19 protein-coding genes and 3 tRNA genes are annotated in these 23,391 nt (G+C 58.8%); 1 reads left to right on the top strand and 21 read right to left on the bottom strand.

What is annotated here, in order from left to right:
• Positions 1-14: 14 nt before the first annotated feature.
• The 17 genes from ACIQUH_RS02115 to ACIQUH_RS02035 form a co-directional block, all read right to left on the bottom strand.
• Complete coding sequence (locus tag ACIQUH_RS02115) at positions 15-1,526, bottom strand: NADH-quinone oxidoreductase subunit M (RefSeq protein WP_003502393.1); 1,512 nt, start codon at positions 1,524-1,526, stop codon at positions 15-17.
• Positions 1,526-3,523: an NADH-quinone oxidoreductase subunit L gene (nuoL, locus tag ACIQUH_RS02110; protein WP_400812210.1), complete on the bottom strand. Its 1,998-nt coding sequence runs from the start codon at positions 3,521-3,523 to the stop codon at positions 1,526-1,528. The genes ACIQUH_RS02115 and nuoL overlap by 1 nt, the downstream gene beginning before the upstream one ends.
• A gap of 7 nt (positions 3,524-3,530) precedes the next feature.
• Positions 3,531-3,839 (bottom strand): NADH-quinone oxidoreductase subunit NuoK, encoded by a 309-nt coding sequence (nuoK, locus tag ACIQUH_RS02105; RefSeq protein WP_003502389.1) that lies wholly within the window; start codon positions 3,837-3,839, stop codon positions 3,531-3,533.
• A 29-nt stretch (positions 3,840-3,868) separates the two neighbouring features.
• Entirely contained in the window at positions 3,869-4,483 is a 615-nt protein-coding gene (locus ACIQUH_RS02100; RefSeq protein WP_400812208.1) for an NADH-quinone oxidoreductase subunit J, read from the bottom strand.
• A gap of 136 nt (positions 4,484-4,619) precedes the next feature.
• Positions 4,620-5,111 (bottom strand): NADH-quinone oxidoreductase subunit NuoI, encoded by a 492-nt coding sequence (gene nuoI / locus ACIQUH_RS02095; RefSeq protein WP_004441327.1) that lies wholly within the window; start codon positions 5,109-5,111, stop codon positions 4,620-4,622.
• A 36-nt stretch (positions 5,112-5,147) separates the two neighbouring features.
• Positions 5,148-6,194: an NADH-quinone oxidoreductase subunit NuoH gene (gene nuoH, locus ACIQUH_RS02090; protein WP_003496451.1), complete on the bottom strand. Its 1,047-nt coding sequence runs from the start codon at positions 6,192-6,194 to the stop codon at positions 5,148-5,150.
• Positions 6,195-6,207: 13 nt separating this feature from the next.
• Positions 6,208-8,289 (bottom strand): NADH-quinone oxidoreductase subunit NuoG, encoded by a 2,082-nt coding sequence (gene nuoG, locus ACIQUH_RS02085; protein WP_400812207.1) that lies wholly within the window; start codon positions 8,287-8,289, stop codon positions 6,208-6,210.
• 149 nt (positions 8,290-8,438) lie between these two features.
• On the bottom strand, positions 8,439-9,743 hold the full coding sequence (gene nuoF / locus ACIQUH_RS02080) for an NADH-quinone oxidoreductase subunit NuoF (protein ID WP_080817174.1): 1,305 nt from the start codon (positions 9,741-9,743) through the stop codon (positions 8,439-8,441).
• Between the two features lie 10 nt (positions 9,744-9,753).
• On the bottom strand, positions 9,754-10,851 hold the full coding sequence (locus ACIQUH_RS02075; RefSeq protein ID WP_400812204.1) for an NADH-quinone oxidoreductase subunit E: 1,098 nt from the start codon (positions 10,849-10,851) through the stop codon (positions 9,754-9,756).
• Positions 10,852-10,867: 16 nt separating this feature from the next.
• Entirely contained in the window at positions 10,868-11,128 is a 261-nt protein-coding gene (locus ACIQUH_RS02070; protein ID WP_400812202.1) for a hypothetical protein, read from the bottom strand.
• Positions 11,128-12,318 (bottom strand): NADH-quinone oxidoreductase subunit D, encoded by a 1,191-nt coding sequence (locus tag ACIQUH_RS02065; RefSeq protein ID WP_149741471.1) that lies wholly within the window; start codon positions 12,316-12,318, stop codon positions 11,128-11,130. Before ACIQUH_RS02065 ends, ACIQUH_RS02070 begins: the two co-directional genes overlap by 1 nt.
• A gap of 1 nt (position 12,319) precedes the next feature.
• On the bottom strand, positions 12,320-12,748 hold the full coding sequence (locus tag ACIQUH_RS02060) for a GFA family protein (RefSeq protein ID WP_149741472.1): 429 nt from the start codon (positions 12,746-12,748) through the stop codon (positions 12,320-12,322).
• Positions 12,745-13,347 (bottom strand): NADH-quinone oxidoreductase subunit C, encoded by a 603-nt coding sequence (locus ACIQUH_RS02055; RefSeq protein ID WP_269710454.1) that lies wholly within the window; start codon positions 13,345-13,347, stop codon positions 12,745-12,747. The genes ACIQUH_RS02060 and ACIQUH_RS02055 overlap by 4 nt, the downstream gene beginning before the upstream one ends.
• Positions 13,348-13,368: 21 nt before the next feature.
• Positions 13,369-13,953, bottom strand: a complete 585-nt coding sequence (locus ACIQUH_RS02050; RefSeq protein ID WP_059762566.1) for an NADH-quinone oxidoreductase subunit B family protein — start codon at positions 13,951-13,953, stop codon at positions 13,369-13,371.
• Positions 13,944-14,309 (bottom strand): NADH-quinone oxidoreductase subunit A, encoded by a 366-nt coding sequence (locus ACIQUH_RS02045; RefSeq protein ID WP_003496469.1) that lies wholly within the window; start codon positions 14,307-14,309, stop codon positions 13,944-13,946. The genes ACIQUH_RS02050 and ACIQUH_RS02045 overlap by 10 nt, the downstream gene beginning before the upstream one ends.
• A 438-nt stretch (positions 14,310-14,747) precedes the next feature.
• Positions 14,748-14,824, bottom strand: a tRNA-Asp gene (locus ACIQUH_RS02040).
• Positions 14,825-14,863: 39 nt separating this feature from the next.
• Positions 14,864-14,940 (bottom strand) — tRNA-Asp (locus ACIQUH_RS02035).
• Positions 14,941-15,385: 445 nt separating this feature from the next.
• On the opposite strand from ACIQUH_RS02035, the gene ACIQUH_RS02030 reads away from it, so the two are divergent.
• A tRNA-Val gene (locus ACIQUH_RS02030) sits at positions 15,386-15,461 on the top strand.
• 669 nt (positions 15,462-16,130) lie between these two features.
• Here ACIQUH_RS02030 and ACIQUH_RS02025 read toward each other — a convergent pair.
• The 4 genes from ACIQUH_RS02025 to clpX all read right to left on the bottom strand — a co-directional run bounded on the left by ACIQUH_RS02025 (position 16,131) and on the right by clpX (position 23,358).
• Positions 16,131-18,329 (bottom strand): esterase-like activity of phytase family protein, encoded by a 2,199-nt coding sequence (locus tag ACIQUH_RS02025; RefSeq protein ID WP_400812198.1) that lies wholly within the window; start codon positions 18,327-18,329, stop codon positions 16,131-16,133.
• 352 nt (positions 18,330-18,681) lie between these two features.
• A complete protein-coding gene (hupB, locus tag ACIQUH_RS02020) occupies positions 18,682-18,957 on the bottom strand; it encodes a DNA-binding protein HupB (protein WP_003496481.1) in 276 nt (91 codons plus the stop codon).
• Between the two features lie 290 nt (positions 18,958-19,247).
• Entirely contained in the window at positions 19,248-21,665 is a 2,418-nt protein-coding gene (gene lon / locus ACIQUH_RS02015; RefSeq protein WP_400812196.1) for an endopeptidase La, read from the bottom strand.
• A 415-nt stretch (positions 21,666-22,080) separates the two neighbouring features.
• On the bottom strand, positions 22,081-23,358 hold the full coding sequence (gene clpX / locus ACIQUH_RS02010; RefSeq protein ID WP_003521528.1) for an ATP-dependent Clp protease ATP-binding subunit ClpX: 1,278 nt from the start codon (positions 23,356-23,358) through the stop codon (positions 22,081-22,083).
• Positions 23,359-23,391 lie beyond the last annotated feature (33 nt).

The raw sequence follows: 23,391 nt of genomic DNA, 5'->3' as shown, positions 1-23,391 counted from the left end.
AACGGGTCCTGTCGTCAATTCATAGTGAGCGCAACATTCTGCGCCGCCTGCAATGCAGCCGTATAGTTGTTTACCAGAAGATCGACCGATGCGGCGGTGGCATCGAAAACCGGTGCCGGATAGACGCCGAAGAAGATCGTCAGTGCAACCAGCGGATAAAGGATGACCTTTTCGCGGGTCGACAGATCGAGCATCGATTTCAGGCTTTCCTTCTCGAGCGCGCCGAAGATCACGCGGCGGTAAAGCCATAGCGCATAAGCGGCCGAGAGGATGACGCCGGTTGCCGCAAACAGCGCGACCAGCGTGTTGGCGCGGAAGACGCCGATCAGCGTCAGGAATTCACCGACGAAGCCGGAGGTGCCGGGCAGACCGACATTGGCCATGGTGAAGATCATGAAGGCGACGGCATATTTCGGCATATTGTTCACGAGACCGCCATAGGCGGAAATCTCGCGGGTGTGCAGCCGGTCGTAAACGACGCCGACGCAGAGGAAGAGCGCGCCCGACACGATACCGTGCGACAGCATCTGGAAGATCGCGCCCTGCACGCCCTGCACATTGGCGGCGAAGATGCCCATGGTCACGTAACCCATGTGGGCGACGGAGGAATAGGCGATCAGCTTCTTGATGTCGTCCTGCATCATCGCCACCAGCGAGGTGTAGATGATGGCGAGAACCGACAGCGTGAAGACGAAGGGGGCGAAATAGTCAGACGCCAGCGGGAACATCGAGAGCGAGAAGCGGATGAAACCGTAACCGCCGAGCTTCAGCATGACACCGGCAAGGATGACGGAGCCTGCGGTCGGCGCCTGAACGTGGGCGTCCGGCAGCCAGGTGTGCACCGGCCACATCGGCATCTTCACAGAGAAGGCGGCGAAACAGGCAAGCCAGAGCCAGGTCTGCATGCCGGCCGGGAAGCCGTATTTCAACAGTTCCGTCATGTCGGTCGTGCCAGCCTGCCAGTACATGGCCATGATGGCGAGCATGGTCAGAACCGAGCCGAGCAGCGTGTAGAGGAAGAACTTGTAGGATGCGTAGACGCGATCCTTGCCGCCCCAGACGCCGATGATGATGAACATCGGGATCAGCGTCGCTTCGAAGAAGACGTAGAAGAGAACCGTATCCAGCGCCACGAAGACGCCGATCATGACGACTTCCAGCAGCAGGAAGGCGATCATGTATTCCTTGATGCGCTTCTCGATCGAATCCCAGCTTGCCAGCACGCAGAAGGGCATGAGGAAGGTGGTGAGGATGACGAACAGCATCGAAATGCCGTCTACACCAAGATGATAGGCGGCGATATTGCCAAACCAGGCGTGCTTTTCGACCATCTGGAAACCGGGGTTCGAATTGTCGAACCCGATCCAGATGAACAGCGACACGATGAAGGTGAAGACGGTCGTCAGCAGCGAGACGTTGAGAATGTTGCGGCGACCGTAGGGGCCGTTCTCATTCGTCAGAAGCAGGAGCACCACGCCGACGAGCGGCAGAAAGGTGACCGTTGAAAGAATGGGCCAATCGGTCATCAGAGGGCACTCCCGAGCATCATCCAGGTGACAAGCGCCGCGATGCCGATCAGCATCGCAAAGGCATAATGATAGAGGTAACCGGATTGCAGGCGGACCATGCGGTTGGTCACGTCAACCACACGCGCTGCAATGCCGTTCGGTCCATAATGGTCGATGACGGCGACGTCGCCCTTCTTCCACAGGAAGCGGCCAAGCGCCTTTGCGGAGCGTACGAAGAGGAAGTCATAGAGTTCGTCGAAATACCACTTGTTGAGAAGGAACTGGTAGAGGCCGCGATGGGTCGCTGCAAGACGCTTCGGCGTTTCCGGCGACTTGATGTACATGTACCAGGCGGTCACGAAACCAAGAGCCATGGCGAAGAACGGGCTCCACTTCACCCACAGCGGCACGTGGTGGAATTCCTCGAGGATTTCATTTTCCGGAAGCGTGAACAGAGCGCCCTTCCAGAACTCGGCATATTCATGACCGAAGAAATAACCTTCGAAGGCAACACCGGCGAAGATCGCGCCAACCGTGAGGATGAAGAGCGGGATCAGCATGACCATCGGCGATTCATGCACATGGTGCATGACGTCAGCAGACGCGCGCGGCTTGCCGAAGAAGGTCATGAAGGCCAGACGCCAGGAATAGAAGCTGGTGAACAGCGCGGCGATGACCAGAAGCGTGAAGGCGAAACCGGACAGAACCGAATGGGACGCATAAGCGGATTCGATGATGACGTCCTTCGAGAAGAAGCCGGCAAAACCGATCATCGTGCCCGGGATACCAACGCCGGTCAGCGCCAGCGTGCCGACGGTCATGGTCCAGAAGGTGATGGGGATATGCTTGCGCAGGCCACCCATGTACCGCATGTCCTGCTCGCCATCGACGGCATGGATGACCGAGCCGGCGCACAGGAACAGGAGAGCCTTGAAGAAGGCGTGCGTGAAGAGGTGGAACACGGCCGCGCCATAAGCGCCGACGCCGAGCGCCACGAACATGTAACCGAGCTGCGAGCAGGTCGAATAGGCGATGACGCGCTTGATGTCGTTCTGCACGAGGCCAACAGTCGCGGCAAAGAAGGCGGTGATCGCACCGATCAGCGTCACGACGGTCAAGGCATCATGCGACAGTTCGAACAGCGGCGACATGCGGGCGACGAGGAAGACGCCGGCGGTGACCATGGTTGCGGCGTGAATGAGGGCAGACACCGGGGTCGGGCCTTCCATCGCGTCCGGCAGCCAGGTGTGCAGCAGGAACTGCGCCGATTTACCCATGGCGCCCATGAAAAGCAGCAGGCAGACGCCCGTCATCGCATTGGCCTTGTCCAGCTGCATGCCGAACAGGTTGATGACGGTTTCCGTGGATGCCGCACCTTCAGCCGGCAGATAGGTGCTGGCGGCTGCGAAGATGGTTTCAAAATTGATCGAGCCGAACAGCACGAACACGCCGCCAATGCCGAGGATGAAGCCGAAGTCACCGACGCGGTTGACGATGAAGGCCTTCATGGCGGCTGCAGAGGCCGAAGGTTTCTTGAACCAGAAGCCGATCAGCAGATAGGACGCCAGACCCACGCCTTCCCAGCCGAAGAACATCTGCAGCAGGTTGTCCGAGGTCACCAGCATCAGCATGGCGAAGGTGAAGAGCGACAGATAGGCAAAGAAGCGCGGACGATGCGGATCGTGGTGCATGTATCCGATCGAATAAAGGTGCACGAGCGTCGAGACCGTGTTGACCACGACGAACATGACCGCCGTCAGCGTGTCGATGCGGAACGCCCATTCGACGTCGATGCCGCCGGATTGGATCCAGCGCAGAACAGTCACCTTGATCACCTCGCCAGGCTCGCCATGGGCAAGCGCGACGGTGAAGAAGACGATCCATGACAGGATGGCGACCACGATCATCAGACCGGTGGTGACATATTCCGAGGCCTTGGCGCCGATCGACCGGCCGAATAGGCCGGCGATCAGGAAGCCGATCAGGGGAAGAAAGACGATAGCCTTGTAGATCATAGCCTTATCAGCCCTTCATCATATTGACGTCTTCGACGGCGATCGATCCGCGGTTGCGGTAGAAGACAACGAGTATTGCGAGACCGATGGCCGCTTCGGCAGCTGCGACGGTCAGAATGAAAAGTGCGAAGACCTGGCCGACGATGTCGTTCAGGAAGGCCGAGAAGGCCACCATGTTGATGTTGACCGCCAGCAGGATGAGCTCGATCGACATCAGGATGACGATGACGTTCTTCCGGTTGAGGAAGATGCCGAACACGCCGATCGTGAAGAGGATGGCGCTGACCGTCAGGTAGTGGGAAAGACCGATTACCATATTGTGTTTCCTTGAATCCGTTCGCGCCTTCAGATGCCCTGACCCGGCTTGACCTTGACCGTGGTGACGGCGGTCTTCGGGTCACGGCCGACCTGCGTGGAAATATCCTGCCGCTTGATGTCGGTGCGGTGACGCAGCGTCAGCACGATCGCGCCGATCATGGCCACCAGCAGCACGAGACCGGCAAGCTGGAAGAAGTAGATGTAATTGGTATAGAGCACGTCACCGAGTGCGGCCGTATTGGTGCGTTCGGTCACCGGCGGGATCGGCATGGTGATGGACTTGGCCGCAATCGGGTTCAGCATGCTGCCGCCGACCACGACGATCAGCTCGGCCGCAAGGATAACACCGATCAGAGCGCCGACCGGGGCATATTGCAGCACGCCGGAGCGCAGTTCGGCAAAATCCACATCCAGCATCATGACGACGAAGAGGAAGAGCACCGCAACGGCGCCGACATAGACCACCAGCAGGATCATGCCGAGAAACTCGGCCCCCGTCAGCAGGAACAGCGCGGCTGCGTTGAAGAAGGTCAAGATCAGAAACAGCACCGAATGAACAGGGTTCTTCGATGCGATGACCATGAACGCAGACGCCACGGCGACGAAAGCGAATATATAAAAGAATACAGCGTGCAGACCCATCTTGGTGCCTTCTTGTCCTCATCGGGCAAAGATGGCTCGAAGGCCCCTCACCCGTTTCGTCCCCGCCGGCGAAAACCGCGCAGGCATTTTACTTTTCATCGCGTTCCGGGGTCTCCCCCGGAAAGACGGTTGCACCTTAACGATAAGGTGCATCCAGTGCGAGGTTGCGCGCGATTTCACGCTCCCAGCGGTCGCCATTGTCGAGAAGCTTCTGCTTGTCGAAATAAAGCTCCTCGCGGGTTTCCGTCGCGAATTCGAAGTTCGGACCCTCGACGATGGCATCCACCGGGCAGGCTTCCTGGCAGAAACCGCAATAGATGCATTTCACCATGTCGATGTCGTAACGCACCGTGCGGCGCGTGCCGTCATTGCGGCGCGGGCCGGCTTCGATGGTGATCGCCTGAGCAGGACAGATCGCTTCACACAGCTTGCAGGCAATGCAGCGTTCTTCACCGTTCGGATAACGGCGCAGCGCATGTTCGCCACGGAAGCGCGGCGAGACCGGACCCTTTTCGAAAGGATAGTTGATCGTCGCCTTCTGCTTGAAGAAGTGGCGCATGGTCAGGAAGATCGCGCCTACGAATTCCTTCAGGAACAGCGAGTTGACGGCTTGGGAGAGGCTTGCCATCTCAGTCTCCAGATCTTTGAGCGAGGAGTTCAGACATCAACCGGCCCACCCCGTCAGCTTCAATACGAATGCAACAATAACGACCATGGCGAGCGACAGCGGCAGGAACACCTTCCAGCCGAGACGCATGAGTTGGTCATAACGGTAACGCGGAACGAAAGCCTTGGTCAGAGCGATCATGAAGAAGACCATGCAGCCCTTCAACGCGAACCAGACAATGCCCGGAACCCAGTTCAGGAACCACACATCCACGATCGGCAGCCAGCCGCCCATGAACAGGATCGTCGTCAGGCAGCAGATCAGGACGATCGCAGCATATTCGCCGAGCATGAACATCATGTATGGCGTGGAGCCATATTCGACCATGTGACCGGCGACCAGTTCCGATTCCGCTTCCGGAAGGTCGAAGGGCGGACGGTTGGTTTCGGCAAGGCCGGAAATGAAGAACACGATGAACATCGGGAACAGCGACAGCCAGTGCCAATCGAGGAACGAGGCCGGCAGACCGAGCATGGTGCCGAGGCCGGTCTTCTGGGCCAGAACGATATCCGTCAGGTTCAGCGAACCGACGCAGAGCAGAACGGTGACGATGACGAGGCCGATCGACACTTCATAGGACACCATCTGCGCGGCCGAACGCAGCGCGCCGAGGAACGGGTACTTCGAGTTCGAAGCCCAGCCGCCCATGATGATGCCGTAGACTTCAAGCGAGGAAATCGCGAAGATATAGAGGATGCCGACATTGATATTGGCGACGACCCAGCCCTCGTTGAAGGGAATGACCGCGTAAGTGGCAAGCGCCAGCGTCACGGCAACCAGCGGCGCCAGAAGGAAGACGGCCTTGTTGGCGCCGGCCGGAATGACCGGTTCCTTGAGGATGAACTTCAAAAGGTCGGCGAAGGACTGGAAGAGGCCGAAGGGACCAACAACGTTCGGACCACGGCGCAGCTGCACGGCTGCCCAGACCTTGCGGTCGGCAAGCAGAAGGAAGGCGATGGCCACCAGAAGGCAAACGAGAAGCAGCAGGGACTGGCCGACCATGATCAGCGCGGGCCAGACGTAGCTCCAGAAAAACTGTTCCATAAATCCCCTACCCTTACTCTGCCGCAGCCTGGAAATTGTTGCGGGCCAATGCGGAACACTCGGCCATGACGGCGGATGCACGCGCAATCGGGTTCGTCAAATAAAAGTCTTTTACCGGCGAAGCAAACGCCGACTTGTTGAGCGAGCCGGTCTTGCCGGCCAAAGCCTCGATATCCTGGCCGTTGCCGGCGACGATCTCGTCGGTTTCCGCCAGATGCGGATGCGCGACATAAAGCTGACCGCGCAGCGCCGACAGCGAATCGAACGGCAGCTTCTTGCCGAGAACGTCGGACAGCGCACGCAGGATCGCCCAGTCTTCGCGAGCTTCGCCCGGTGCGAAACCGGCGCGGTTGCCCACCTGCACACGGCCTTCAGTGTTGACCCAGATACCGGATTTTTCGGTATAGGCCGCGCCCGGAAGGATGACGTCGGCGTTCATCGCGCCCTGATCGCCATGGCTGCCGATATAAATGGTGAACTTGGCGCCCTTGTTCGACAGATCGAGTTCATCGGCGCCGAGCAGGAAGAGAACATCCATGGAGGCGACCATTTCAGCGGCGGCAACACCGCCCTCGCCCGGCACGAAGCCGATATCGAGACCACCAACGCGGGCAGCTGCAGTGTGCAGAACGGAGAAACCGTTCCACTCTTCGCTGACAGCACCGACCGAAACGGCGAGCTTGGCAGCGGCAGCGAGCACGGCGGCACCATCGGCGCGCGCAAGAGCGCCCTGACCGATGATGATCAGCGGGTTCTTGGCGGACTTCAGCTTGTCAACGAAGCTGTGCGAGCCATTGGCCAGATCGGAGAGCGTTTCAGCACCCGAGCCGAGATATTCATAATTGTAGCGCAGTTCACCAGCTTCGCCGATCACGCCGATCGGGAAACCTCCGCGACGCCAGCGCTTGCGGATGCGGGCGTTGAGGACAGCCGCTTCGAAACGCGGGTTAGCGCCAACGATCAGCAGTGCGTCCGCCTGCTCGATGCCTTCAATGGTGGAATTGAAGATGTAGCTGGCGCGACCCAAAGACGGATCAAGCGCTGCGCCATCCTGACGGCAATCGACATTGGCCGAACCGAGCGAGGCGAGAAGCGACTTCAGCGCGAACATTTCTTCAACGGAAGACAGATCGCCGGCGATCGCGCCGATCTTGTTGCCGGATGTTGCGGCAACAGCCTGCTTGATCGCACCGAAGGCTTCGCCCCAGGTGGCGGGCTGCAGACGGCCATCCTTGCGGACGTAAGGCCGGTCAAGGCGCTGCGTCTTCAGGCCGTCCCAGATGAAGCGGCTCTTGTCTGAAATCCACTCTTCGTTGATCGCCTCGTTGACGCGCGGCATGACGCGCATGACTTCGCGGCCACGGGTATCGACGCGGATGGCCGAACCGAGCGCGTCCATCACGTCGATGGTTTCGGTCTTGTTCAGTTCCCACGGACGGGCGGTGAAGGCGAAAGGCTTGGAGGTGAGCGCGCCGACCGGGCAAAGGTCAACAACGTTGCCCTGCAGCTCCGAGGTCATGGCCTGCTCGAGATAGGTGGTGATTTCGGCATCTTCGCCACGGCCGATAAGGCCCAGTTCGGCGATACCAGCCACTTCCGTGGTGAAACGGACGCAGCGCGTGCAGTGGATGCAACGGTTCATGACCGTCTTGACGAGCGGGCCGATATATTTGTCTTCAACCGCGCGCTTGTTTTCCGCGTAACGCGAACCGGCGATACCGAAGGCCATGGCCTGGTCCTGTAGGTCGCATTCGCCGCCCTGGTCGCAGATCGGGCAATCCAGCGGATGGTTGATGAGCAGGAACTCCATCACGCCTTCGCGGGCCTTCTTGACCATCGGCGTATTGGTGAAAACCTCAGGCAATTCGCCGTTCGGGCCGCCGCGAACATCGCGCACGCCCATGGCGCAGGAGGCGGCCGGCTTGGGCGGTCCGCCCTTCACCTCGATGAGACACATGCGGCAGTTACCCGCGACCGACAAGCGCTCATGAAAACAAAAGCGCGGAACTTCGGCACCAGCCTCCTCGCACGCCTGCAACAGCGTGAAATGATCCGGAACCTCGATCTCTTTACCGTCAACCTTGAGCTTTGCCATGGTTCTACTTACGTCCTGTTGCCTGTTCGTCCCATGTCTCACACGGTCCGCAACAAATCCTTAATCGCGCCCGGCATCCGAAGGTTTGCCAGACGTTTCATGGTGCTGCGGGGCCGGAAATTTCCGGCTCCGCTCGAAGCCCTTGATGCTTACTCAGCGGCTTCCAGAACAGCGCCATCATCCATGGCCCTGTAGGTATATTGGTCGATGCGCTTTTCGATTTCCGGACGGAAATTGCGGATCAGCGCCTGTACCGGCCATGCGGCGGCGTCGCCGAGCGCACAGATGGTATGGCCTTCGATCTGCTTGGTCACTTCAAACAGCATGTCGATTTCGCGCTTCTGCGCGTTGCCCTTCACCATGCGCTCCAGCACGCGCCACATCCAGCCGGTGCCTTCGCGGCACGGCGTGCACTGGCCGCAGCTTTCATGCTTGAAGAAGGCCGCGATGCGAGCAATCGCCTTGATGACGTCGGTGGACTTGTCCATGACGATCATGCCGCCGGTGCCGAAGGAAGACTTCACTTCGCGCATGCCGTCAAAGTCCATGATGGCGTCCTTCATGTCCTCACCGCGCACGATGGGGCAGGATGCGCCGCCGGGGATGACGCCGAGCAGATTGTCCCAGCCGCCGCGAATGCCACCGCAATGGTGTTCGATCAGCTCGCGGAAGGACAGGCCCAGCGCATCTTCGAAGGTGCACGGACGCTCGACATGGCCTGACACCATGAACAGCTTGGTGCCGACATTGTTCGGACGGCCGATCCCCGAGAACCATGCAGCGCCACGGCGCAGGATGGTCGGCGCAACGGCGATCGATTCAACGTTGTTGACGGTCGTCGGGCAGCCGTAAAGACCCATATTGGCCGGGAACGGCGGCTTGAGGCGCGGCTGGCCCTTCTTGCCTTCGAGGCTTTCGAGCAGAGCCGTCTCTTCGCCGCAGATATAGGCACCCGCGCCATGATGGACGTAGATGTCGAAATCCCAGCCGTTCTTGTTGTTCTTGCCAAGCAGGCCGGCATCGTAGCACTCGTCGATGGCCGCCTGCAGCGCTTCACGCTCGCGCATATATTCGCCGCGCACGTAGATATAGGCGGTATGCGCACCCATGGCGAAACCGGCGATCACGCAGCCTTCGATCAGCGTATGCGGATCGTTGCGCAGGATTTCGCGGTCCTTGCAGGTGCCGGGTTCGGATTCGTCGGCATTGACGACGAGATAATGCGGACGGCCGTCATTTTCCTTCGGCATGAAGGACCATTTGAGACCCGTCGGGAAGCCAGCGCCGCCGCGACCGCGAAGGCCGGAAGCCTTCATCTCGTTGATGATCCAGTCACGGCCCTTTTCGATGATCTGCTTGGTGCCGTCCCAATGGCCGCGCGCACGCACGCCCTTCAGGGACTTGTCCTTGAGGCCGTAGAGATTGGTAAAGATGCGATCCTGATCTTTTAACATGCTTCACCTCTTACCGCGGCTTCTTGCCGAAGACCCTGATATACTCGGCTTCGCCACCCTTGGCGAGCGCCTCGGCTTGGCTGATCCACTCGTCGCGTTCGATGCGGCCCTTGAAATTCAGATAACCGTCGACCCAGTCGCATTCGGCCTTTTTCCAGCCGGCGATCTGCGCAAAGGTGAAGATGCCGAGCTCGTGCAGCGTGCCTTCGATCTTCGGACCAACGCCGGAAATGAGCTTCAGGTCGTCAGGCGTCGCCGGGCGTTCGATGCCGGCCGGACGATCCTTGGAATCGAGCGACGGCTTCGCAGATCCCGAACCTTCCTTTTCAGCAGCCTTGACATTGGCTTCCGCAGCCTTCGGCGCGGTCGCCGGCGTCTTCAGCTTCGGGTCGGTTTCCGGCGCGTCCGTCTTCGGCTTTGCGGCATTGGACGGCGGAACAGGTGCGGCATCCGCAACCACTTCGGCCGGCTTGTCGAGATTGGAACGGTCCGGCTTGATCTCTTCCGTTAGCGTCGTCAGGCCGCCGACCGGGACCGACTGGTGACGGTCGATCTGCGGGCCGGTCTTGACGGTATCGCCCTTGCCTGCCTCGAATGTGTCGATGATCTCTTCCAGACGCTCGGGCGTCAGGTCCTCATAGGCATCCTTGAAAATGATGACCATCGGCGCGTTGACGCAGGCGCCCTGACATTCCACCTCTTCCCAGGAGAGCGTGCCGCTCTCATTGGTGTGCAGCGGATCGTGGTGGATCTTCTTGCGGCAGACATCCATCAGCGCTTCGGAACCGCGCAGCATGCAGGGCGTGGTGCCGCAGACCTGAACATGGGCGCGCGTGCCGACGGGCTTCAGCTGGAACTGGGTATAGAAGGTCGCCACTTCCATGACGCGGATATAGGCCATATCCAGCATGTCGGCGATCTTTTCGATGGCGGCGCGGGTAACCCAGCCGTCCTGCTCCTGCGCACGCATGAGCAGCGGAATGACCGCCGATTGCTGGCGTCCCGCGGGATATTTCAGAATCGTCTTTTCCGCCCATGCGGTATTTTCCGCATTGAAGGCAAATGCCACGGGCTGGAACTGATCTTCGGCTAGTCGACGAACGGACATACTTCCTCACGCCTTTTCAGTTTAACGTCTCACACCGCGATCTCGCCACCGTGACGAATTCGCAGGCATAAGCCGCCTTGTCTTTCTGCATGAACACGATGAACTTGCTGCCATTGGGAACCGAGGCCTTGATCTCGTATCCCGAAGACAGAAGCTGCTTGATGGTCGAAGAGCCGCCGCCCGACAGCGACACTTCAGGCTCGCTCGTCGCCGTCTGGGCGAGAACGGGCGCCGACATCGCAGCGAGAAAAGCCGGTATGGCCAGCGGCAGACGCATCAGCGGTCGACCTCCCCGAACACGATGTCGAGGGAGCCGAGCACGGCTGTAACGTCGGCAAGCTGATGGCCCTTGCACAGGAAATCCATCGCCTGCAGATGCGCATAACCCGGAGCGCGGATCTTGCAGCGGTAGGGCTTGTTGGAACCGTCTGCGACCACATAGACGCCGAACTCGCCCTTCGGCGCTTCGACGGCGGCGTAAACTTCGCCGGCCGGAACGTGGTAACCTTCGGTGTAGAGCTTGAAGTGGTGGATCAGCGCTTCCATCGAACGCTTCATCTCGCCGCGCTTGGGCGGAACCACCTTGCCGTCAAGCGAGGAGACCGGGCCGATGCGGTGCTTGCCCGACAGAAGATCGACGCACTGCTTCATGATCTTCACCGATTCGCGCATTTCCTGCATGCGGATCAGATAACGGTCGTAGCAGTCGCCGTTCTTGCCAACGGGGATGTCGAATTCCAGATCGGAATAGCACTCGTAGGGCTGCGCGCGGCGCAAATCCCAGGCTGCGCCGGAACCGCGCACCATCACGCCCGTGAAGCCCCAGGCGAAGGCGTCTTCAAGCGAGACGACGCCGATATCGACGTTACGCTGCTTGTAGATGCGGTTGTCGGTCAGAAGACCTTCGATATTGTCGAGAACGGTGATGAACGGGTCGCACCATTTGCCGATATCGTCCACCAGCTCCGGCGGCAGGTCCTGATGCACGCCGCCGGGACGAACGTAAGCCGAGTGCATGCGGGCGCCACAGGCGCGCTCATAAAACACCATCAGCTTTTCGCGCTCTTCGAAACCCCAGACCGGCGGCGTCATCGCGCCAACGTCCATGGCCTGTGTCGTCACGTTCATGATGTGCGACAGGATGCGGCCGATTTCCGAATAAAGAACGCGGATCAGCTGGCCGCGCATCGGGATTTCGAGGCCCAGCAGCTTTTCGACGGCGAGCGCGAAAGCGTGTTCCTGGTTCATCGGCGCGACGTAGTCGAGACGGTCGAAATAGGGAACGGCCTGCAGATAGGTCTTGGTCTCGATCAGCTTTTCGGTGCCGCGATGCAGAAGACCGATATGCGGATCGACACGCTCGACGATTTCGCCGTCCAGTTCCAGAACCAGACGCAGCACACCGTGCGCGGACGGATGTTCCGGACCGAAGTTGATCGTGAAATTGCGGACGTTATGCTCAGTCATTCTAGTGCTCCGCCGAGGTGATCATGGCGATGAATTCGGGGCCGGTCATGTTCTGCGTGGTTTCTGCGAACGAATAGCTCGAAGGCTTTTCATCCGTGAAAATCTGCGACGCGAACTTGAAACTGGAAGGGTTGTCGAAAGCCTGCAGCGAAACGGCAAAATGCTTGCCATCCTTGGAGCGCCAGACCAGCGTGCTGCCGCAGGCCTTGCAGAAGCAACGCTCGCCCCACTCCGACGAGGAGTAGACGCCAAGGTTTTGCTCATTTTCAAAGGCGATATCAGTGCATTCGACAGCCATGAACGCACCGCCGGACCAGCGGCGGCACATGGAACAATGGCAGACGCCGAATTCGCGGGCACCGAGCGTGGCTGTGAAGCCAACGGCGCCGCAAAGACATTGTCCATGCTCTGTCGCGGGGGCTTGGCTCATTGCTTGGCCTTTTCGTCGCCCGGGAGAACATATTCGGTTCCTTCCCAGGGGGAAAGGAAGTCGAAGTTACGGAATTCCTGTTTCAGCTCGACCGGTTCATAAAGAACCCGTTTCAGCACGTCATCGTAACGCACTTCCACAAAGCCGGTAACCGGAAAATCCTTGCGCAGCGGATGGCCTTCAAAACCGTAATCCGTGAGGATGCGGCGCAGGTCCTTATGGCCTTCGAAGGGAATGCCATACATGTCCCAGGCTTCGCGCTCGAACCATTCAGCACCCATGTAAACGGGTGTCGATGACGGCACGCCCTCGTCTTCCGCCACCTGCAGCTTGACGCGCACGCGCAGGTTCTGGCGTGGCGACAGGAGATGGTAGACGACATCGAAACGCTTCTCGCGCTGCGGCCAGTCAACGCCGCAAATATCGATGATGTTGACGAAACCGCACTGCACGTCGTCGCGCAGGAAGGTCAAAAGCGCAATCACGCTTTCAGTCGTCGTGTTCAGCGTCAACTCGCCATAGGCGATATCGGCAGATACCACGAGAGAACCGCGCGCTTCCTTAACGTAAGCAGCAAGATCGTTGAGAGCTTCGCTCATTCCTAAATCCGTCCTTTGCCCTTAGCGCTCGATCGTACCGGTACGCCGGATCTTCTTCTGCAGCAGAAGCACGCCGTAAAGCAGCGCCTCCGCCGTGGGGGGACAGCCCGGGACATAGATATCAACAGGCACGACGCGGTCGCAGCCGCGCACCACGGCGTAGGAATAATGGTAATAACCGCCACCATTGGCGCAGGAGCCCATGGAGATGACGTAACGCGGCTCGGGCATCTGGTCATAGACCTTGCGCAGAGCGGGCGCCATCTTATTGGTCAGCGTGCCGGCAACGATCATCACGTCCGACTGGCGCGGCGAGGCGCGCGGGGCGACACCGAAGCGCTCCATGTCGTAACGCGGACCGGACGCCTGCATCAGGCCTTCAACGGCGCAGCAGGCGAGACCGAACTGCATCCACATCAGCGAGCCGGTGCGCGCCCAGGTGATCAGCTCGTCGGTCGAGGTGACGAGAAAGCCCTTGTCGGCCAGCTCGTCATTGATTTCCGTGAAGTAGGCGTCGTTGCTGCCGACCGGCTTGCCCGTCGAGGGATCGATGATCCCCTTGGGCTGCGGCGCAACGAGCGTGGTGTCGTTCTGGCTCATGCCCATTCCAGCGCTCCCTTCTTCCACTCATAGATAAAGCCGATGGTGAGAACGAGAAGGAACACCATCATCGACCAGAAACCGAACCAGCCCATCTCGCCGAAAGACACCGCCCATGGGAACAGGAAGGCGACTTCCAGGTCAAAGATGATGAACAGAATCGACACCAGATAAAAGCGGATATCGAACTTCATGCGGGCATCGTCGAAGGCGTTGAAACCGCACTCGAAAGCGGAGAGCTTTTCCGGGTCCGGCGCCTTGTAGGCGACAGCGAAAGGCGCAATGAGAAGCGCCAGGCCGATGACGAGAGCGATACCGATGAAGATTGCGATCGGAATGTAGGAACTGAGGAGTTCAGTCATGGTCTCTTCCCTGCCCGGCCGGGTGCCGGACCTGCCTTTGCGACCTCAAGTCACAAAGAGCGCACAAATATGTTGCAACGCCAAAGTGGTTAGCGCAGCCGCGCCCTCTCTGCAAGAGTTTAGGCTCCATTTCAAGACACCTGCCGCATTGATTGGCAACAATATTGCCGGAATTGACGCAAATTTGGGCCACAATTCCGACCTAAGCCCCTCAAATACAATAATAATCGATTAGAGAACGCAACCGCAAAAAAGTCACACGAATTTTACGTGAGAATGACGGTGAAGTGACGATATTCTGAAATCGAAACTTGAGTAAAAAAAGCAGGAAAAATCGCACCTGAAAAGACCGGAATCAGGTGTCGGAATCGGCAAAAAATCGAGTTGCGCGCACAGCGTGTCGATCTGTTTTTGGAGAGACATTTCAGAAGAGAGAAATGGCGCGAGTGACGGGGCTCGAACCCGCGACCTCCGGCGTGACAGGCCGGCACTCTAACCGACTGAGCTACACCCGCGCACCACAGACATTCATCTGCGTTGTCCGAGGGACAGGATGGCGCGAGTGACGGGGCTCGAACCCGCGACCTCCGGCGTGACAGGCCGGCACTCTAACCGACTGAGCTACACCCGCATCTCCTGACGACAGGAGCTTGTCCCGCCGCTCGAACCAGCCTCGGCTGTTCGATGAGCGGCTAACTACGGCGTTCGTGCGGGGGTGTCAAGCAGGTTTCACGACAAAAGAATAAGCTTCTTCATTTTGATCGGGAAAAACCGGAAGGCCCGTGAACGCGATTGCTGCAAACACCCTGTTTTTCGGGCTTTTCCCAACGAAAACAAAAAACTTGTCCACAGCCGCGGGCTTCCGTAACGGGATTTACCCATGGCCATCAAGGCGTCCTCGGATCTTGCTTCAGGCAAAAAGCCCGCAGTTCCCGGCTTTTTGCCCCCGGCCCCCGATGAGGGAAAAACCTCTCGGCAAAAAAAACAAAAAAACTTCACAAAAGCCCTTGCGGTTTTTTTCCGATCCGAATACATCACGGCCACCGACGCGGCGGACATGATCCGCAAGACGCGAAGGGCGATTAGCTCAGTTGGTAGAGCGCCTCGTTTACACCGAGGATGTCGGGAGTTCGAGTCTCTCATCGCCCACCATTTTCCAGATCATCCAAATTTCTGCGCAGCTAGACCAATCATTGTTTGGGTCGCGTTTTCATTCGTCGTAAATTTTCCGCATCAAGAATCATCGCCTGCCCTCGCCAATAGGGCTTATTCGGAGCCGGGTTCGGCTTCTCGACAGGCGGAATCGCCTTTTTTTCCGATTACCTCTATGCCAAATCGGCACTGCTGCTCCACATTCAGACAGCCCGGCCGGGATGCCTGTGCCACCCTGCAACATACCGAAAAATAAGCAGATTCAGACTTTTTAAAGGGATTTCAGGCACTATTTTCAAGCCGTTTCATGATGAGCGGTAGAAATAATGGATGAAACCATGATCGACGCGTTTGTAACACTCGCGCTTATTGCGCTGCCTGTTTATATTTTTTTTCGCTGGGTCCAGCAGGACTCGGAAAAAGACAATACTCCTAAAAGCAAGAATTCCATGGGGCGGTGATCTTTCGCGATCTGGTCCGCAGCTTTTCCCTGGATGCCCCTCGCACAAAACCCTCGATACCCCGATAGCGAAACGGTCATGCCGGCTTTAACGGCTTGCATTGCGAAGCATCGCGCAAAATCGCCACCCCCGCATCAGGGTTGCTTCCGCCGCACAAAAAAGCCGGGCTATGCCCGGCTTTTCTCATTTGCGGCGCCATTCGGCACGATCAGTTGATTGCCTTCATATCAACCTTGAAGAACAGCGTCTCACCGGAAGAATCGTCCACGCCGTCATTGTCAGTCACGGCATAGGCCGTTCCGGCCTTGTCGAAGGTGAAGCCTTCCAGCTTGTCGACGACATAACCGTTGGTCTGGGCCTTCAGGTCCGGCAGGAAGTCATGGGCCTCCTGCTTGGCCACCAGCGGCAGTTCGCCACCGATCTTGCCTGGCTTCAGGTCGGCGATCGCCACGCGGTAGAGCTTCTTGATCTTGGCCTTGTCGCCGATCTGGTTATCGCGTTCGACGATATAGACATAGTCGCCTTGCGCGGTGATTTCAGAAAGGCCGATCCAGCCTGCCTCGGTCTTGTCGAGCGGGTAACGCACGGCGCCCCATTCCTTGGACTTCGGATTATAGGAGACGAGCTTGACGAAGCCCTTCTCGTCCGTACCCCATTCGCGCTGCACGGCCATCCACAGCGTCGCATCGTCGCCCTTGCCAACCATGGTCACGCCTTCGAAACCGAAGCGGGTGTCGCCGGCAAGCAGTTCCTTCGGCAGCGCGATCTCGGCTTTGATTTCACCCTTGGCATTGACGTTGTAGAGCGCGTGCGGGACGAGCTTGGCGCTGTCGCCTTCCGAGGCCAGCCAGAAGCCGCCCTTGCCGTCCAGCGTGATACCTTCGATATCGAGTTTCTGGGCGGCGATACCATCACGCTTGACGCGCAGCACGCTGGTGATGGTTGCGGGCTTCTTTGTTGCGTCGATGGTGTAGATTGACGGCTGGTTGCCATAAACCGAGTCGGAAACGGCATAAAGAATGCCGGGCTTCTCGGCATCGCCGACCAGGCCCGAAAGAGCGCCCCAGCCGATCGGTGCACCGTCGACAGTTGCGGAAACCAGCTGCGGATAGGCCGCTTCGCCTTCAGCGCGCTCATAGATCATGACATGCGAGCGAACGCCGCCGTCTTCGATCAGATCGACCTCGTTGGCCGTGGCAAGGAGGTTGCGCGACGGGATGGCGACAGCACCCTCCGGCGAAACGCCCGAGGGCAGGAGCTGCGTCAGTTCCGGCTCCTTGCCGGTGTCCTTGTAGACGGCAACGACCGAGGCACGCTCGGACAGGACGAAGAAATATTTCTGATCGCCGAATGTCGCGGCTTCCAGACCCTCGGGCTCGATGCCCTTGGCTTTGGAGCGCTTTTCCGGATAGTGGCCGATGGCCGCAACGGCCTTTTCCAGCGAGGCGCCGGATTCATAAACAAGCTTGCCGGTCTTGTCGAAGATGGTGAAGCCGCGCGAACCGCCCTGCCAATCACCTTCATTGGCGATGACGATACGGTCATTGTCCAGCCACTTCACGGCATCAGGCTCGCGCTTGCGGCCTTCCTGCTTGTCGGTGAATTTCAGCTGGCCGTCCGACTTCGTGTCGATACCTTCGAGATCGACCTTGCCGGCCGAGAAATGCGTCTTCACCGTGCCGGTCTTGCCGTCGAGAATGACGATATGGTTGTTTTCCTGCAGCGTCAGCGCGATTTCGCCATTGGCGTTGATCGAAACGAATTCCGGCTCCGGATCTTCCGGGGCGATTTCGGCAAGACCGGTCAGCTCGATCTTCTTCAGCGTCGCACAATCGGCAACGCCGTTCTTCAGACCGACCGTTACCAGATAACCGGCGGGCATCTGCGGCAGAGCGCCTTCGTTTACCTCTTCATCGCGCTCGTTTTCGATTGCGATGGCGGCAAAGGTCTTGTCCGGAGAGACGGCAACCGAATCGGGCTGGCCGCCGAGATCGCAGCTTGCCTCGATCTTCTTGGTGGCGATATCGACCGTTACCAGCTTGCCGGACGGCTTGGCGCGGTTTTCAGACGTGTTGACACCGGCGAGAACCTTGACGCCGGCAACGGCAACCGACGTCGGCTCGCCTTCGAGCAGCAACGCACCGCCTGCCTTCGGGGCCTTGGCGTCGGTGATGTCGATGAAGCCGATGCCGCCAAGCGGGCTGTCCGAATAGATCAGAGTTTTGCCGTCTTCGCTGGCGGTGACAATTTCAGCCGACGTGACGGACTTGGCGTCCTTGTCCGCGGGCAGGTTTTTCGCCACCGGGAAAGATGCGATGCGGTTGAAAACCGGCTCGGCAGCGGCCGGAAAAGCTGCGGATGTGAGCAGCGCAGCAGTCAAAGCCATATGAGAAAATCGGAACGCCATTGTAATCCCCCTTGGGTCCAGAAATACCCCATGGCTTCTGCGTCAAAGACATGACAGTGGGATGACATTTCCTTGCGGGTGAATCAAAAAGCCCGGCCGTGAAGGCCGGGCTTTTGTGTTGATGCGCACATTCCGCATATCGAAACGCCGTGTGTCCGGATGGAAGCTACACAGGCGCGCATCGATGCCTTCAATCCACACCATTCCGGCTGAGAAACCGGGCCATCCGAAAGATTTCCGAAAGGCCTGACCGTCTTTGTGCCTGTGCTGGTGTCAGCGCGTCAAAACATGCTTCCTCGTGAACCTGAAAAGCCGCCCGCCCGCCGCCGGGCGTTGCGGCTTTCCGGAAACCTTACGAGTTGACGGCGTCCTTCAGGCCCTTGCCTGCGGAAAACTTCGGTACGTTGCGAGCCGGGATATCGACTTCAGCACCCGTGGAAGGGTTACGACCCTTGGAGGCTTCACGACGGCTAACGGAGAAGCTGCCGAAGCCAGCGAGACGGATGTCGCCACCGCTCTTCAGTTCGTTCTGTACGGTTTCGAATACGGCATCAACAGCGGAAGCAGCATCTGCCTTCGTGAGACCAGCCTTTTCGGCAACAGCAGAGACGAGCTCGTTCTTGTTCATGTTTCCACCCCTTTCAATGGTTTGAAACGACTAGGAATTAAGCCGGCGCAGAATACGTTCGCATCCGCGCACAGCAACTCAAAAGCGCTGGAATCGCCTGAAAAACAAGGGGTCTGCGTTTTTTTTCACAAAAAAGGCCGACATTTCTGCCGGCCTTCCACATATTCGTGCCAATTTGGCATCAGTTGCGCCAAGCTGAAGGGCGCGTGCACCCTCTGACACCTAACGCATTGATTCTATGCATGCCCGTCGCGAAAGGCGATTCCCGCCCCTCGCGACGATATCATCCATCAATGTGCGATGGTCTGGCTGCCGTCGTCGACGCCTTCGACCGTTGCGATCACCGGCGTCTCGATGCTGCCGTCCCACTCGATGGGCTCCGGCTGGCGGATGAGCGCGTGCTTGATAACCTCGCCCATGCGCGAAACCGGGATGATTTCCATCTCGTTCTTCACATTATCCGGAATCTCCGCCAGATCCTTGGCGTTTTCTTCCGGGATCAGCACCTTCTTGATGCCGCCGCGAAGAGCCGCAAGCAGCTTTTCCTTCAGGCCGCCGATCGGCAGCACGCGACCACGCAGCGTGATCTCGCCCGTCATCGCCACATCCTTCGAAACCGGAATGCCGGTCATGATGGAGACGATGGCGGTGGCCATGGCAACACCTGCGGACGGCCCGTCCTTCGGGGTTGCCCCTTCCGGAACGTGGACGTGAATGTCGCTCTTGTCGAAGCGCGGCGGTTCGATGCCGAAATCCACGGCGCGCGAGCGGACGTAAGATGCCGCTGCGGAAATGGATTCCTTCATCACTTCCTTGAGGTTGCCGGTAACCGTCATGCGGCCCTTGCCTGGCATCATCACGCCTTCGATGGTGAGCAGCTCACCGCCGACTTCCGTCCAGGCAAGACCCGTGACGACACCGACCTGATCCTCGCGCTCGGCCTCGCCGTGGCGGAACCGCGGAACGCCCAGATAATCCGGAACGTTGGCAGCGGTGACTTCCACGGACTTGACCTTGCCCTTGATGATCTCGGTGACAGCCTTTCGCGCCAGCTTCATCAGCTCGCGTTCGAAGCTGCGTACGCCCGCCTCGCGGGTGTACTGCTGGATCACGACCATCAGAGCGTCATCGGTAACCGAGAACTCTTCCGGGCGCAGGGCATGTTCCTTGATCGCCTTCGGCAACAGGTGACGCTTGGCGATTTCGCGCTTTTCGTCTTCCGTGTAACCGGCAATGCGGATCACTTCCATACGGTCCATCAGCGGACCCGGAATGTTCAGCGTGTTGGCCGTGGTCACGAACATCACGTCGGACAGGTCGTATTCCACTTCAAGGTAGTGATCCATGAAGGTGGAGTTCTGTTCCGGATCGAGCACCTCAAGCAGAGCAGACGACGGATCGCCACGGAAATCCATGCCCATCTTGTCGATTTCGTCGAGCAGGAAGAGCGGGTTCGCCTTCTTGGCCTTCTTCATCGACTGGACGATCTTGCCCGGCATGGAGCCGATATAGGTGCGGCGGTGACCGCGGATTTCCGCCTCGTCACGAACGCCACCCAGCGCCATGCGCACATATTCGCGGCCGGTCGCCTTGGCGATCGACTTGGCGAGCGAGGTCTTGCCGACGCCGGGAGGACCGACGAGGCACAGGATCGGGCCACGGATCTTCGAGGCACGCGCCTGCACAGCGAGATATTCGACGATGCGTTCCTTGACCTTGTCCAGACCGAAATGATCCTGATCGAGGATTGTCTCGGCAGCGTTGAGATCGGTCTTGATCTTCGACTTCTTGCCCCAGGGCAGGCCCAGCAGCCAGTCCAGATAGTTGCGCACGACGGTCGCTTCCGCGGACATCGGGCTCATCTGGCGAAGCTTCTTCATTTCCGCTTCGGCCTTTTCCTTGGCCTCCTTGGAAAGCTTGGTCTTGGCGATGCGCTCTTCCAGTTCGGCCATCTCGTCACGGCCATCCTCGCCGTCACCGAGTTCCTTCTGGATCGCCTTCATCTGCTCGTTCAGGTAATATTCGCGCTGGGTCTTCTCCATCTGGCGCTTGACGCGCGAGCGGATGCGCTTTTCGACCTGAAGCACGGAAATTTCGCCTTCCATGAAGCCGAGCGCCTTTTCAAGCCGCTGCTTCACGCTGACGGTTTCGAGCATTTCCTGCTTTTCGGTGATCTTGATCGACAGGTGCGAAGCGACCGTATCGGCGAGCTTCGAATAATCGTCGATCTGGCCGGCAGCGCCGACAACCTCGGGCGAAATCTTCTTGTTGAGCTTCACATAGCTCTCGAATTCCGAAACGACCGAACGCGACAGCGCCTCGATCTCGACCGGATCTTCGGCGGGTTCCTGCAGCGGCGTCGCGGAGGCTTCGTAGAAATCCTCGCGGCCAGTATAGCTGTCGATCTGGGCGCGGCCCTTGCCTTCCACCAGCACCTTCACGGTGCCATCGGGAAGCTTCAGAAGCTGCAGCACATTGGCGACCGTGCCAACCTTGTGGATGGCCTCGGGAGCCGGATCGTCATCGCTGGCGTTGATCTGGGTGACAAGCATGATCTGCTTGTCCGAGCCCATGACTTCCTCGAGCGCACGAATGGATTTTTCCCGCCCGACGAACAGGGGAACGATCATATGCGGGAAAACGACAATGTCGCGCAGGGGAAGTACCGGATAGGTACCGCCAGATGCCGCAGACGTGATGTTCGTCATATCATTTCCTTTCCTGGTCCCTTTCGGGACACTTTGCCGGACAGCTTGGGGCATCCGGCACATTCATTTCTCGAGACTGAAAGTGGAGTTTCAAAACACCGATTTCAAGTCGCCGGAACAGACAGTCTCGCGCCGTGGCAAGACCGTGAAATTCAACAAAACCCAGCGCCGGCTAGTACTCCCGACATTTCCGGTTATCCCTGAGGACATGGGAACCGGGTCGCCGACGGGAATTCACATTTCCGTCATATCGCGCTGCAAATCAGTTGTAAGACTTTATCAGCAAAGCGCAATCCGCTCCAAACGCAAAATCGGGCTCCGCCAAGTTAGGCGCAAGTTTCCTGTCCTCAAGACAACGGAAAAGGCCCGCACGGATGCGGGCCTTCTGATTTCATCGCATTAGCGTATCAGCCTGTCAGGCCGAAACGTTGGTCTTTTCTTCCTGGCGATCCGCATAGATGTAGAGCGGACGGGCGACGCCGCTGACGACATCGTTGGAAATGACCACTTCGCGCACGCCTTCCAGGGTCGGCAGTTCGAACATGGTATCCAGCAGGATCTTTTCCATGATCGAGCGCAGGCCACGGGCACCGGTCTTGCGGGTGATCGCCTTGCGGGCAATCTCGCGCAGCGCGTCCTCGTGGAAGGTCAGTTCCACATCTTCCATCTCGAACAGGCGCTGATACTGCTTGACGAGCGCGTTCTTCGGCTCGGACAGGATCTGGATCAGCGCGTCTTCATCAAGGTCTTCCAGCGTCGCCAGAACAGGCAGACGGCCAATGAATTCCGGGATGAGGCCGAACTTCACCAGATCTTCCGGCTCCAGCTCGCGCAGCACCTCGCCCACACGGCGATCGTCTTCCGCCTTGACGGTCGCACCGAAGCCGATCGAGGTCTTTTCACCACGGGCCGAGATGATCTTGTCGAGGCCGGCAAAGGCGCCGCCGCAGATGAACAGGATGTTGGTCGTATCCACCTGCAGGAATTCCTGCTGCGGATGCTTGCGGCCGCCCTGCGGCGGAACGGAAGCGACCGTGCCTTCCATGATCTTCAGAAGTGCCTGCTGAACGCCCTCGCCCGACACGTCGCGCGTGATGGACGGGTTGTCCGACTTGCGGGAAATCTTGTCGACTTCGTCGATATAGACGATGCCGCGCTGGGCGCGCTCGACATTGTAATCCGCAGCCTGAAGCAGCTTCAGGATGATGTTTTCCACGTCCTCGCCGACATAACCGGCTTCGGTCAGCGTCGTTGCGTCCGCCATGGTGAAGGGAACGTCGATGATGCGGGCGAGCGTCTGGGCAAGATAGGTCTTGCCGCAACCCGTCGGACCGACGAGCATGATGTTCGACTTCGCAAGCTCGACATCGCCGTTCTTGGAGGCGTGCGCGAGGCGCTTGTAATGGTTGTGAACGGCCACCGACAGGATTTTCTTCGCCTGTTTCTGACCGATGACATATTCGTCGAGGATCTTGATGATGTCCTGCGGGGTGGGAACACCCTCGCGCGACTTCACCATCGACGTCTTGTTCTCCTCGCGGATGATGTCCATGCACAATTCGACGCATTCATCGCAGATGAATACCGTCGGTCCGGCAATGAGTTTCCGGACTTCGTGCTGGCTCTTGCCGCAGAATGAACAATAGAGTGTATTTTTAGAGTCGCCGCCGTTGCTGCCGCTGACTTTGCTCATATCTCTTTCCTTCCAGCACGCCGCAGGTCCGCC

The organism is Agrobacterium sp. NPDC090283 (genome assembly GCF_044769685.1).
Taxonomy (GTDB): Bacteria; Pseudomonadota; Alphaproteobacteria; order Rhizobiales; family Rhizobiaceae; genus Agrobacterium.
Note: the sequence above shows the minus strand (reverse complement) of the source record. Positions and strands in the feature narration are given on the sequence as shown.